Consider the following 13,055-nt stretch of genomic DNA (forward strand, 5'->3'; position numbering starts at 1 on the left):
ATGATGCCGAGCGTGATAAATCACGCTCAAATTAAGTGATAATTAACTATTTTGTATTTTTCATCATATGAAAACAAATTACAAATATTAATCTTTAATTTGTAATTTATACTGCTGTAAACTTTCTAACTCGGATTTTGTGTCGTATGCGTAGAGCCTAATTTCATCAAAACGTTCCGTTTCATTAATTTCTAGTTCGTGAGAATTTTCATTTGTTACTGCTGTTTTCTTTAGTTCACTAGCTAAATAATATTCAATATGATATTCAACGGTTTCTGGTTTATCAATATTGCCTTCATTATATGCAATGAGATTGTCTTGTTGTATTTCTTTGTTTCGATGTAACCATGTTAATACTATTGTTTCTTGTTCTTTTAATATTATTGTCTCTGTAATAACTCCATTTATTTGTAAATTAGCAGGTGGATATGGTCGTGCGGCTCTTGCGTTAAATTTTAGTGCTCGAATGGGGGCTTTATTTGCACTGAGTGTTCCTGCATTAGTTTGTGTTAACTGTTGAACATAAACAACTTCACCTTTTAAATATTCGATACCATCCGTTTCGAATAAACTATCAAAAAACCAGATAAACGAATCTTTACTGTGTGTTTGTGGTAATGTGTCTGCACATCCCCTTGCTATTGTTATGGTGCCATTTAACTCATCAAATGCATCAATTCGAACAATTTCATTACCAATAATAGCTGCACTACCAATTGAAACATCTGTCATATTTTTGTTAAAAATCACGTTTAATTGTGTATCTACTTTACTTAACTGACGTTTACTGATTAATACCGCACTTGGCGTAAAATCGCCTGTTCCTCTAATTGTAAAGTCAACACCTTCAGTTGCAGTTTGTAATAAATAGTTAATTGATTGTGAAGTTGGCTGAGCAGAAACTAAAATCATATATCCCGATTCGTTATCAACATCATGATTTGATAATTGGCGCATTGCAAAATAAGGAGATTCAAATAGCATGTAATTTTCAATAGGTTTTGGTGTTGCATCTTGAACTATTCCTGTTCCAGATTGATTACCACTGTTATAAACGGTGTCTGCCAACCCAAAAACATCCTGAATTGCGGTGATTTCAATCATTCCATCTTCGTGCTCGTTAATAGAGCCTACCCGCATAACCATATCTTTGATATCTCGGTCTGGCAGGGATACCCGAAAACAATCGGCGGGAGTTAATATTTCACCTCGGCGGTCAAATTGAATGGTTAAACGAATCAACCCAGCAATGCCAGACTCAAGCTCTCGCTGAGCAACACGTGTAGCCAGCTCAAATGTCGGTAGAGCTTTATATTCGATTGAGCTACTGATTAAGCCAACCGCTTGAATTGCACCTAAGTTTTGAGCTCTTGCTTCACTATCCTCATTCGTAACGGGATTATGCCATTTTACAGCAATTTCATTTGGTACATTATCGGAAGCGCTACTATCATCGTCCTGTACCACTAAAATACCGTTATCGTAATTAAACAATGGTAAATCTTCTGTTTTGTAATTATCACGAATCAGTTTTAGTTTAATTTTTCCTGTTGTTAAATCAGCATATTGTACTGCGCCTATATGATCTAACACCTGCTGTACAAATGTATCTAACCCATCTTGTCGATTGTAACGAAAGCATAAACCGAATTTTTCATTATATAGAATATCAGCAGCAGTTTTAAATGAATCTAAATCAATATCCTCATATAGTTGCAATCCTCGTCCCCAATCATTGTTGGTTGCGCACTCTATCAAAATATGCGCAGGATTCATTGCGTGAATAGTTCTTAAATTGCTATTTATTCCATTATCTTTTTCATGAATTGTTGATGTATCATCATATAACATAATGATACACTTTTCTGGGTACCATACTTCGTTATTTGACCAACCTTGTGTTGTACGTCTGACTCTATATTTCCACGGTTTTGGACTTGCTGAATAAGCACTAATTAAACCGTCAAAGAACGTCGTAACCATGCCCCGAAAACCAGGCACAACGCCGCCCAGTAAATTTTTTACACGACTAGTTGGCTCCTGATCTGCATCACCCATTGCGATTTCAAATATGCCTTTAATTCCACCTTCACCACCAACATTAGTACCACCAAACAAATTCGGCTTATCAATATAAATTGATTTGCTAACAGTAACTTCATTTGCTTGACCTGCAAACACAGTTTTATCATCAGCGGTAATAGCAACTAACTCATTAATTGGTCCACGCCCAAGCCCCGACTGAATACTGAAAAAGTATTTATAACCAATTGTTGTTTTCTTCTTTTTACTGCCCATACTTACCTCTTCTGTACTCTTTGCTTTGCAAATTCAACAATACGAATAGCTAACGCATCACCTGTAATTAAAACTGTTTCGCTATCAATCCCACCATTTTGAATAAAATCGTTAAAACTCAGTCCATAGTGTTTAAACCACGCTCTTAGTCCCCACGCACAACCACCGCCTTGGCGAATATCAGCCATAGTTATCCATATGCTATTTTCTAATTGCTTCATAACGATAATTTCCATACGCTAGAACAAACCAATCCGCAGTCCAACAATCACCAAAAAACACACATTGAGGAGTTCCTTCTGCTGGTTGAGGATAATCAAAATCATCAAACGTTGCCGCATTGACCTTGTTATTATGTTTTTTTGCTAATGCTTGGTTTAAAAAATAGGATGCAACCAGTACAACAACAAAACGCGCAATCGCCCACCACATAATTAACCTCCTAGAATAGTTTAGTGATGCTGTATGGTGATTTACCCGGCATATGTGGGCAACCCCCATAATTCAAATGGTTATTAAATTTATTTTCACATGTAGCAATTGTATTATCGCATCCGGGGTAGACATTTATTGCCAAACCAACACTTAGTCCATACGTTCCTCCGTAAAGACTTAAATTATTGTTGTTATGCATGCGAATACCTCGCCTTTCTGTTAGGCCTTCAAAATCATATTCAATATAGCCCCCACTAAAGTAACCATTATTAATACCCTGAGGCACATTGAATGTAATTGATTTACCATCTAATGCGGTGATCTCTAACCCTGAAATAACATAATGACGAGCTTTAACCTTACATCTACTATCATACAGCGCATGCGGGCATTTTCTCCCCCACGTCAGCCTTAAACCCTCTCGACCAAATGTATTAACAATATTGGTTGTGATAATTTTGGCTTCACCAATTTTTTCACGTTTGACTTCAGTGATATTGCCCACCCATGCCACCCGTAACTCTTGTTGATTATCATGATAATGCATGCGATAAATTCTAACTTTTACTGACGTACTTGGTGGAACACCTCGGTAAAATGAAACCACTTTATTCGTAACAGGTAAGGTAATTTCGACATTATTATTACTGCTTGCTGATAGTCCGTTATCACTAATTGCGATCGCTTCCCATAGCGCATTATTGACCCTTATTGAGCGATCAGCATTTGTATAGCGATAATATAAATTTTGCCTTTTGAACTCATACAGCGTTAATGGCTGACCATTTGCAACGGAATACTCAAACTCACTCCAGCTCATACCGTACCTCTCTAAATGTAACTTTTATTCTTGCTGTACCATCAGCATCAGTTAAATGTTCCCATATAACTTTGTCATCATTTAAACGACATAGTCGCATTATGGATATTTTGATGACTTCATTACGTGTAAATGATGCCTTTTCATTGAGCAATAACCGAAGCCCACCCTTGTTATTACTTTTTACATTGACAATTTCACGATATAAAATGCGATTGCCACTCAATAAAATTCTTAAGAACTGTCCGCCTCGGTCAGTTTCACTCATGCTATTTTGCTCAATATCTAAAATTTCACTGGTCACATCATCAACTGGTTTGCAATCATTACTGAAAGAGGGGACAAAAATAGGTTTTTGGCGGCCACGTAGTGCGTAAAATAACGCACGCAATTTCAGTTGCTCATTACGACCATTAATTAGAAACTCATGAGACTGGGTAATAAAGATGCGCTGTGCGCTATCTGAGTAGTATATAATACCCGTTTGATTGTCGATTTCACGTCGCATTGATTCATATGAGACATGTACATCATCCGACCAATTTGGTTCTTGCTCGAGCACATAAAAATTATTATACGTAGGTAGCGCAACATTTGCGTTAATGTCATTTTTTTCAACAACTAAAAATCGTAAATCTGCGGTTGCTAATTCATCTGTTCGCCTGATAATTCTGGGCGGTTCAGTCATTTTCGCCGATTTAATCGGAAATACTTTTGCACCTTTAAAAATAGCTGTGTATATCGGTTCAGATAGTGTAATACTTGAATTTTTAATTGATTCAATATTGGCAACAATGGTATTGCTACCATCGATAACAATTAAATTACCGCCTATATAATAATCTCGCCCGATTGTTGATAAATAAATTGTCTTATCACCTGGTTTAACTTCTCTATCTAGTAATGCAATATCACTATAAACTGGCAGTGAAAATGAACTTAAATAGTTCTGAAATAGTATATTTTCAATTTGTCGACGTTCGTGCTGATAGATAAGCGCTTGAAACTCAAATGTCCGACGCGGTGTTAATCGCATTGCTACCCGTTGTTCTGCTCCTGTTTGTGATTGATGCACATTGGTTTTCCACTCTAATGTTTCCGTGATACCTTGTGACCAATTTGGCAATAAGGCAAGTGGTAGCGAACGATTACCATTTACCACCAACGTAACTTTTTCAGCATTGAGAAAATGAAAAGAAATCGTACAATTAATACTATCGATGCCGTGGCTCTCAATATCAATTGACAACACTTTCATACTTAATCGACTAAATAAAAGAGGCAGTGTTACATTACTGACTGTGACCCCTTGTTTATCACTATATGTAATGTCAGTCAGAATTTTACTACTGAAATAACCATTAAAAATTGATATTTCTATAGTACGATAACTACTAACATAACCAACATTAATTGTTGAAGGATTAATATAGAGTTTGTTATAAATAGCATTTAAAAATGATTGCGTAATGTAGCCTTTTCGCACATTGAATAGCTGCAAAGGGATACCATGTGTAACAAATCCCGCCTTATCTTCAACAACAGATGAAAGTTTAGCCATCCCCTGATACAGAGGTAAATCAAAGCTACGCTGACCACGCAGCTTTTTTAAATCATTAATAACGTATCCTGTATGTTTGTTACTCATCACTCAATTACTCTATAAAAGTAGCCAAGGTCATAACTATTATCTTCATCCTGAACATTATCTGTGACAGTTTGAAACATTGTTGCCGCACAGCAATAATATTTTTCACCTCTAATTTCACGAATAGTGCCAGGCACAACGCTATCAATTCTTGCTACGTAAAAATCAGGAACTACACCAATCCGCTGGTATTGTTTACTCTTTAAATATATATAAATTGATTGTGGTACCAACGTTATCAAATTATTAAATTGAGATAAACTTGCCTCAACAAGTAACATATCTGGATGTGGTTTATAATAATAACGCTCAATCGTAGCATCGCCGAGCCCCATCGCTCCCATTCCCTCATAATTGGGCTGACTAGCTCCAAAGAAATAGTCTTTGCCTTCAACTCTGATAACATTCGCAAATTGACGACAATCAAAAAATAAATACATATAACTTGTAAATGGATATGATGCTTCACCTGTTTTTGATGTGTTTTTTGAATGTGTTCCATATGCATAATGCCCGCCATTGTAAATCCCATCTTTTTTTACTGTTCCAATACCGAAATGGCGAAAACGGCGAGAATCGACACGTACAACAACATGAATATATTGTGATGTTGCTAAAAATGTATATGAAGCAAATGGCTCATAATGAAAATTAGTACCAGCCCCCCAATAATAACGATAGAAATTTGCTTTACCGTTAACAGAGCTTGAACCAGCTTGGTTATCCCAGGATAAATTTGCGTTAAACTGATTGTTGATAGCAATGTACAACGTGGGAAGTGAATTCGATGATCCAACTTTTAGGCTCCAAAAACAATTTTCATTATGTAAATAGAGTTCTTTTGCTTTAGTATCAATTTTATCAATAACCCATCCATCAACAGATTGTGCAAACGTCGCTAGTTTTGATAATAAATCTACGACTGATGATGCGTTACCCGTTTGATATGCCATGTTTAGCTCCTAAATTTTTTCAATTGCAAAAAAATCAATATTCGTTACACGAAAACCATTTTGAAAAATAATAAATTCGCGCCCATCATCGGTTTTAATTGTATCTTCAGCGGCACGGCTTAACCCTGGCACCCAGTAGACACCATCTAATGCCCCCCAAAATTGAGTTGCTTTTGTTACATCTAAAATTGATACGGGATATAGCGGTGAGTAGCAATTGGGTGATGCCGTTAATGCATCGATTATTTTTTTGCCATAACGATAAAATTGTTCAATTCCTCTTGGATAAACTAATTTTGTTTCGCTACCTTTTGAACCATAAAATTGTTGCCATGACTGCGATGGGGTAAATAGATAAAAATGATTGTTACGCGGGTCGATAATTGACGCAAAAGAATCTGTTGTAACGGAATATCGTTGTAGTTCATTATTACAGCTACCTGCAATCACTAGTGGATAAGGGTACTCATTTGGTAATGCGTTTGGTAGCATAAATCCGCAATAACAACTGGAATAAACTGTTGTCATTTTTGTTATCACAATAAATCGACGATTATTGGCAAAAAACCAGTAATGTAATGGGTTATTATCAGCAAATAACCCGACTTGTGTGCGATTTAACATACCACTAGATACATTTTCGGGCTGATTGACCAACTCAACATTAAAATAGGTTCCACCACAAAAATAGAGATTATAAATATCATTTGAAATACTATTAGCTGTTTTACATGCAACATAAATATTATCGCCAGCAGTCGCTCCTGGCGCACTCCACGCATATGATTTTCGCTTTGCAACTGTTGCAGTAGCTGCTGTTTCACCACTGTAAATTTCAGTCCAATTATCTCCAGAATTGACCAATTCACTATCAGTTGTTAAAAATAGATTTAATTTATCCAGTAAATCAATTTCGTTATCTGCAATTCCACTTTGATAAGCCATAGATTAAATCCCCAAATCTTGTTTAATTGTTTGTTTATTTGCTCGAATAAATGTTTTAAATGCTCTGCTACCCGTTATGCTATTGATGCCACGACTGACCATATCACCCGCATCAATGACTAGTTCTTGCTGAATAACGGGACTCAATACAGTTGGTGAGCTTTTGCGTTGTTGGTTATCATCAAGTAATGGCGCTTTTGGGATATTGACATTACTAACAAGTCCACCGGTTGCATAACGATGTAATCGCCCCGTGTTGATAGCGTGAAGATAGTCAAGACCATATTTTTTCACTGATTCAGCTTTCACAACAAATTCACCGTTTGATAAGCGAGCTGGGATTGAATCTGATGTACTTGTACCTGGTCCACTGATATAACCACCAGTCGCTGCCGCAACAGATGCCACGCCCGCTAACCCAGACATAGCAGTGCTACCTGCACTAGCCGATGTAATTGCTGTGTATAAGGTTGCTGCACCACTTGAAAATGCGGCTGCCATTGCGCCGGTTAATCCTGCGGTTCCCGTTGTCATTGCGGTAGTTAATGAAGTGCCAAGCTCAACCGAACCAACACTTGTCGCAGTAGTTATTGCTGTGCCTATCAGTTCTGCTGAAGCGATAGCACTGGCATTTTCAACTGCTGTATCTGTTATTGAGCTAAAAAGTAATTTACCCAAATTATTGAGTTGATTCATGGCAATATCAGCAAGACCTTTACTTGCTACCTGAGCCATTGCCGATACAATACTTTGTGCAAGGTTTAATAAAGCATCTTTTAATTCAAATGTACCTTTTGCTAAAGAATCAAGACTACCTTGGATACCGCTTTGTAACCCGTTTTTAAATGCATTGGTTAATGCATCAGTAGTTTTATTTAGTTCTGCAATTTGTAGCTGAAGTGTAGCAAGTGCTTTTTGTGCATTTTCTCCAACTTGACCAGGAAGCGCTGTCATAGCTTGCAAAGTAGGTAAATATTTGGCAAGTTCTTGCGCTGTTTGCTTGTGTAAATCAACTAACTGACTTTGGGCTTCAACTTGTGTAATTAAACCAGCAGTTACTTGTGCTTGTATACTTTGTTCTTTAATTGACTGCTGTGATTGTGCTTGCTGAATTTTTGCTAAAATTTCGGCAAGATTTGCTTCAGCTTTTTTTAGTGGTAACAACTGGTCAATTAAGTCAATGCCTTCGATATTTTTATTCGCTTTAAGTTGCGCAATAACCGCTTGATACCATCTATCAATTTCTGCCGTTTTAATTCTGGCAGGATCAAACAATAGCGAATTGAGTTGATTTTGTAATTCGTCATTAAGTTTTTTATTTTCGTGTGCTGTAATTGCATTATTTGCCGCATTAGCTCGATTACGTTGCTCTACCGTTAATTTTTGAGAATCAATCAACGCTTGCCGAGTTGCATATGTTTTTTGTGTCTGCTTATCGGCTTGTGATTCCAGCGACTTTATAAATTGTTCTGTTTCAAGTGCCGCAGATTTTGCTGCTCTGACTGATTCTTGTATTGCTTTTTTCTTTGCTTCGTGCGCATCTATTAATTTTGCATTAGCAATAATTTCATCTTTGATCTCTTGGCTAGCATTTTTATACTGCCCCTTTTCTATTTCATAAAGAGCTTTAGCTAGAGCAGTACTTTTTTCTTGCATAACCACTTTATTTTTTAATTGTTCGTTATATTGACTTAGCAATTTTTTGGCTTCTTGCTCATCTACCAATTTTGCATTAGTAATAATTTCATCTTTGATCTCTTGGCTAGCATTTTTATACTGACCTTTTTCTATTTCATAAAGTGCTTTAGCTAGGGCGGTACTTTTTTCTTGTAGCGCAACTTTATTTTTTAATTGTTCGTTATATTGCCTTAGTTGTTTATCTGTAATTTCTTGAACATCTTTATCATATTGACCCCCAGCAAACGATTTTCCATCATTTGATGTGATACCTTGAGCTTGCAAATCTTTACGACCCTTTTCATCAGCCCACAGCGCTTCATATTTTTTACGTAATTCATCAACAGCTTTAGCTTGTTTTTCGGCATCAGTTGCATTTTGTTTATGAAGTTCGTCAAGCTCTTTTTGAGCATTGATTGCTTTTTCATTAATGACATCGGTATTATGTTTTTCTTGATCTTCTTTTTGCTGTTTATCTCGTTGAGCATATTTTTCTTGTAATGCTTTATCGTCATTTTTATTATATGAAATCGCCCCATAACCAGGCACAATATGGAACCCTCGATTTTTGCCTTCTTCTAACCTTTCAATATCTTCATCTAAGTTTGATAGGCCCAGGCTGAATTTAATATCTTTTTTTAATCTATTTCCTACATCACTCACTCCATTTTTAAAATTTTTCCATGCCTTTTCTAACCAATTGAGTTGTTCTTCCATCTTATTAGCACTGACTTCCATCTCTGAAGCATATTTATCTGTAGCGATTGCAATAGCTTCTTCGGTTCTACCTTGTTCTTCTAACGCACTTATACGCTGATAAGTAGCCAGATCTAAAAAGTGGTATTGTTTATTACTTTCAACCGCCCAGCTTGTAACCGCAGATTCTATACCTTTAAATGATTGAACGGCGTCTTGGGCACTTTTTCCCGTCACTTGTGCCATATATGCTGATGCAGTAGCAATATTTTCAATGGATTTTGCTGATAATCGCCCCGTTTCCGTCAGTTCAGTAATGGCTGCACGTGTTTCACTGTAGTTATGATTAATTTTACCGATACGTTGAGACATCATCTCAAGCCCACCAGCTGTCGCACCAGCATAATTACCCGTTGAAATTAATGCACGATTAAACCGCTCTTGGTCTGAAATTATCGTACTTATCACTTGAGACATTTTGTAAGCGGCAGCAATAAAAATACCAACTGATAATGTAGTAGCACTAAATAATGGTGGTAACCGTCCCGTCATATTACCAATTGTTAGCAATGAATTTCCCGCTGATGCAAAATTACCTCTCGCTAATTGTTTAAACATACTAGTGATGCTGAGACGGGCACTTTTAGTATTGAGATTTAATTTTTTAGTACTTTCATTAAGCGTTTCAACCGTTGATAACGCCGCACGTTGATTACTGATTTTTGATAAATAATCATCAAACGTATTACTATCAATTACTCCCGCTTTTTTGGATTTTCTTAACTTGCTTTCTAATTCATCTAAACGACTTAGACCTTTTGTCGCTGGATCAATGCTAGCAAGTAATTTATCTAAACCTTGGCGCAGTTTTTCAACTTCTTTTTTATGTGCTTCAGCTGCTTTAGCTGCAATACTCTGTGCTTTAGCTTGCTGTTCGGCAGCAGCGGTAGCTTGCGCACCACGGTTCATTGCTTCAGTTTGTGCCATATAAACATCTCTCATGCTTTTGGCACTTTTTTTGTTAGCATCTTGAGCAACATTTGCTGACTCTTTCAGCTCAGCATTTAATTGACTGATATTATCTTTTGCTCTATTCACGTCAGCAGTGAACTTCATTGCAATATTCATATCGTTATTAGCCATTATTATTGCTCTCCGCGTAACTGTTTTACAAACTTAGTAACTTGTTTACCACCATTAAAGCCAACACAAATATCTTCAATTCGGTTAGCTCGTTCTCGGTTTTGTAGCTTAATTAATTCATCGTAATACAGCAGTAACTGACGTTGCGTGTAATGTGGTAACTGCTGTGCATCATGTCCATTTTTAATTAGTAAAGTAAAAACCTCACTCCAGCTTACTGATTTGCCTGTTTTGTAGCGTTTTGCCGAATGATTTTGCGAGTTACCGCGTTCATAAAAAAACGAGAATTAACAACCCACCACCAGTCTAATAATTGCAAACCCTCTTCATATGACAACGCTTCAATAAACGAAATCGGTTTTTTAATAGAGGTACTGATTAATGAATAAACCAACTCTAAATTATTCATAATAATTGTGTCGGCTTGCTCAATTGTTATTTTGTTTGTACCGTTCATTTCATTCACAATTAATGCAACAAACTGGTCAATTTCGTTACCGATTGTTAGTGCATCTTTAAATGAATATTCACGTACTGTAATTATTTCACCTCCTAGCGTGATTTCACGATTCGGCATTAATGCGTTTAAATCATTTGATTCTTCTTTTGTTGCTGTCACTTTTTCTGCCATGTTATTTACCTACAACTTGATTAAGTTAGCGGTGAAACATCACCGCAGTATTAATAATTATTTCGCCTTTTGAACATATGAGCCAAAATAACCAAGTGAACTATCCTTGCTTTGGCTCATATCAGCTAGAACAGTAGCAGTTAACGGTAATTCACCGTATCCTTCATTGTGTAGTAATGAAAAGTTAGAAATTGGATTGAATTTAACGCGGAATAGCTCCACAATTACATGTTCGTTTTCTCTGTCAGTATTGATACCATCCAGCATAAACCAACGTTCTGGTGGTTGACGGGTAAAAATGCCCAAACTTTCAGTTTTAGCGTATGAATAATCTACCGTTGCAGTTAATGCCGTTGTAGTTAATAATTTAATTAATCCTGCGTGAGCTGATTCAATTTCATAATCCGTGCCTAATACTAATGTAGAGCCATCTGGTGTTTTTAACTCGACATCAGCTACAAATGGATGAGTTAACTTGATACGATCACCTATTATCAGGTTCTCTGGTAATTTTTCATCTGTCGCTATACCTGAATCAACAGTAATCTTTTCACCATAAAGTGCCAAAGCAATGTTTTCAATTGACCAATCTTTTAACGTAAGATTTAACGTGCCACTTTTACCTAGTGTTAATTCACCAACTTGTAAGCGTTGTCCTGTGTAGGATTCATTTTGTGTTACTGTTTCAACACTTAACTCCATCTCGCAAGAGTCAGCGGTACCCACATGCCGAAAGGCATTAGGTCGAACGGGTGAACTGGCGGTATTACGGGCGGCAAGATTTATGGTACCTTGTAAACTCATTAATAAATCTGACATATCTTTCTCCTAAAATTATTTATCGGCTACCGATGAAGTGTTGGGTTTGAAATGAATCAATCCAAACTAGCACGCCATTTTGAAAACCTAACGTTTGCCCACCAATCCAGCTAACGGGGCGCACTCCATCAATAAATTGAACTGTTTTACCAATCAACAAATCACGCACAGCTCCAATCACTGGGTTAGCTAGCTGTTTAACATTTTGAATATTGGTTGCTTGACTAGAAATATCACGAGCAACAACCACAACACCAAAATTAACACTCACTGATTGACGTGTACCGGCCGGCTTATCATTGGGTGTTTCTTTACCAAGCAAAACATAAGCAGCAGGGGTTGGCGCTGACGTTAAATCGGTTAACTTGCCGTATTCAGCACTAGTACCAACAAAAACTAATGTTTTATTAGCAATTAAACCTTTTAACTTTTCAGCAATCACTGAAACATCAAACGGTGCGCTACTCATCTTCCAAAATCCCTAAGTGTGTTCATATCAAATACACGAACAGGGCCAGTTTGTTTTGGTACACCACCTGCGACAGGCAAAGCATCATCAATACCAAGCGAATATTTCCCTTCCGCTACCATTTTTAAAAAGCCCTGAACTTGTTTATAGTCACGAACTATCGGATCCGTTTTTTCATCAGAAATACGATTGCGATGCAATTTGTAACGCACAATAATGCGTGCCCAATCAGTTAGCAGACGTGGTACTTTAAGTAAGGGCAGTTTGTGTCCTCTTTGTCGTAAAAAGCCGTTTATTTCAGCTTCAGTATCAGCGATTGATTCATTAATGCGTGAGATTGCTCGATTTGCCTTAATAACATCATCAGGAAACCAACTTGAAACATCACCACCATTAATAATGACTTCCAATAAATTAGCATCTATGGGAATTTCACCATCTTGAGCAACCAATTGAGATAGCTCAATGAGTCCTGGACGTTCGGATAAATTTAGCAATGTAATGTATGGAATATTCATCAT

General features: G+C 36.9%; 12 protein-coding genes. All 12 read right to left on the bottom strand.

The features are described 5' to 3' along the window. Positions 1–87 precede the first annotated feature (87 nt). The 12 genes from A9G40_RS04060 to A9G40_RS04115 all read right to left on the bottom strand — a co-directional run bounded on the left by A9G40_RS04060 (position 88) and on the right by A9G40_RS04115 (position 13,052). Positions 88–2,298, bottom strand: coding sequence for a phage tail protein (locus tag A9G40_RS04060; RefSeq protein WP_065582015.1), 2,211 nt, complete (start codon positions 2,296–2,298; stop codon positions 88–90). 2 nt (positions 2,299–2,300) lie between these two features. Beyond that, entirely contained in the window at positions 2,301–2,519 is a 219-nt protein-coding gene (locus A9G40_RS04065; protein ID WP_065582016.1) for a hypothetical protein, read from the bottom strand. Continuing rightward, the gene (locus A9G40_RS04070; RefSeq protein WP_065582017.1) at positions 2,500–2,730 is read right to left on the bottom strand and encodes a hypothetical protein; all 231 of its coding nucleotides are present in this window, start codon (positions 2,728–2,730) and stop codon (positions 2,500–2,502) included. The genes A9G40_RS04065 and A9G40_RS04070 overlap by 20 nt, the downstream gene beginning before the upstream one ends. Positions 2,731–2,740: 10 nt before the next feature. After that, positions 2,741–3,553 (bottom strand): phage BR0599 family protein, encoded by an 813-nt coding sequence (locus A9G40_RS04075; RefSeq protein ID WP_065582018.1) that lies wholly within the window; start codon positions 3,551–3,553, stop codon positions 2,741–2,743. Beyond that, entirely contained in the window at positions 3,540–5,201 is a 1,662-nt protein-coding gene (locus A9G40_RS04080; RefSeq protein WP_065582019.1) for a hypothetical protein, read from the bottom strand. Before A9G40_RS04080 ends, A9G40_RS04075 begins: the two co-directional genes overlap by 14 nt. Beyond that, the gene (locus A9G40_RS04085) at positions 5,201–6,154 is read right to left on the bottom strand and encodes a hypothetical protein (RefSeq protein ID WP_065582020.1); all 954 of its coding nucleotides are present in this window, start codon (positions 6,152–6,154) and stop codon (positions 5,201–5,203) included. The genes A9G40_RS04080 and A9G40_RS04085 overlap by 1 nt, the downstream gene beginning before the upstream one ends. 9 nt (positions 6,155–6,163) lie before the next feature. Continuing rightward, the gene (locus A9G40_RS04090) at positions 6,164–7,099 is read right to left on the bottom strand and encodes a hypothetical protein (protein WP_065582021.1); all 936 of its coding nucleotides are present in this window, start codon (positions 7,097–7,099) and stop codon (positions 6,164–6,166) included. Positions 7,100–7,102: 3 nt separating this feature from the next. Further along, positions 7,103–10,615, bottom strand: a complete 3,513-nt coding sequence (locus A9G40_RS04095) for a phage tail length tape measure family protein (protein ID WP_065582022.1) — start codon at positions 10,613–10,615, stop codon at positions 7,103–7,105. A gap of 214 nt (positions 10,616–10,829) precedes the next feature. Next, entirely contained in the window at positions 10,830–11,246 is a 417-nt protein-coding gene (locus tag A9G40_RS04100) for a DUF6631 family protein (protein WP_065582023.1), read from the bottom strand. A 57-nt stretch (positions 11,247–11,303) separates the two neighbouring features. Then, positions 11,304–12,065, bottom strand: a complete 762-nt coding sequence (locus tag A9G40_RS04105) for a hypothetical protein (RefSeq protein WP_065582024.1) — start codon at positions 12,063–12,065, stop codon at positions 11,304–11,306. Positions 12,066–12,084: 19 nt separating this feature from the next. After that, entirely contained in the window at positions 12,085–12,534 is a 450-nt protein-coding gene (locus A9G40_RS04110; protein ID WP_065582025.1) for a phage tail terminator protein, read from the bottom strand. Further along, positions 12,531–13,052 (bottom strand): gp436 family protein, encoded by a 522-nt coding sequence (locus A9G40_RS04115; RefSeq protein ID WP_065582026.1) that lies wholly within the window; start codon positions 13,050–13,052, stop codon positions 12,531–12,533. The genes A9G40_RS04110 and A9G40_RS04115 overlap by 4 nt, the downstream gene beginning before the upstream one ends. Positions 13,053–13,055: the final 3 nt, after the last annotated feature.

The sequence above is a fragment of the Gilliamella sp. Nev3-1 genome, from assembly GCF_001690435.1.
Classification (GTDB): domain Bacteria; phylum Pseudomonadota; class Gammaproteobacteria; order Enterobacterales; family Orbaceae; genus Gilliamella; species Gilliamella apicola_C.

What these genes read in the sequence shown, in the direction of transcription:
- A9G40_RS04070 (WP_065582017.1), bottom strand. Translation starts at nt 2,730, where the DNA reads ATGTGGTGGGCGATTGCGCGTTTTGTTGTTGTACTGGTTGCATCCTAT.
- A9G40_RS04110 (WP_065582025.1), bottom strand. Translation starts at nt 12,534, where the DNA reads ATGAGTAGCGCACCGTTTGATGTTTCAGTGATTGCTGAAAAGTTAAAA.
- A9G40_RS04075 (WP_065582018.1), bottom strand. Translation starts at nt 3,553, where the DNA reads ATGAGCTGGAGTGAGTTTGAGTATTCCGTTGCAAATGGTCAGCCATTA.
- A9G40_RS04100 (WP_065582023.1), bottom strand. Translation starts at nt 11,246, where the DNA reads ATGGCAGAAAAAGTGACAGCAACAAAAGAAGAATCAAATGATTTAAAC.
- A9G40_RS04060 (WP_065582015.1), bottom strand. Translation starts at nt 2,298, where the DNA reads ATGGGCAGTAAAAAGAAGAAAACAACAATTGGTTATAAATACTTTTTC.
- A9G40_RS04085 (WP_065582020.1), bottom strand. Translation starts at nt 6,154, where the DNA reads ATGGCATATCAAACGGGTAACGCATCATCAGTCGTAGATTTATTATCA.
- A9G40_RS04115 (WP_065582026.1), bottom strand. Translation starts at nt 13,052, where the DNA reads ATGAATATTCCATACATTACATTGCTAAATTTATCCGAACGTCCAGGA.
- A9G40_RS04065 (WP_065582016.1), bottom strand. Translation starts at nt 2,519, where the DNA reads ATGAAGCAATTAGAAAATAGCATATGGATAACTATGGCTGATATTCGC.
- A9G40_RS04080 (WP_065582019.1), bottom strand. Translation starts at nt 5,201, where the DNA reads ATGAGTAACAAACATACAGGATACGTTATTAATGATTTAAAAAAGCTG.
- A9G40_RS04105 (WP_065582024.1), bottom strand. Translation starts at nt 12,065, where the DNA reads ATGTCAGATTTATTAATGAGTTTACAAGGTACCATAAATCTTGCCGCC.
- A9G40_RS04095 (WP_065582022.1), bottom strand. Translation starts at nt 10,615, where the DNA reads ATGGCTAATAACGATATGAATATTGCAATGAAGTTCACTGCTGACGTG.
- A9G40_RS04090 (WP_065582021.1), bottom strand. Translation starts at nt 7,099, where the DNA reads ATGGCTTATCAAAGTGGAATTGCAGATAACGAAATTGATTTACTGGAT.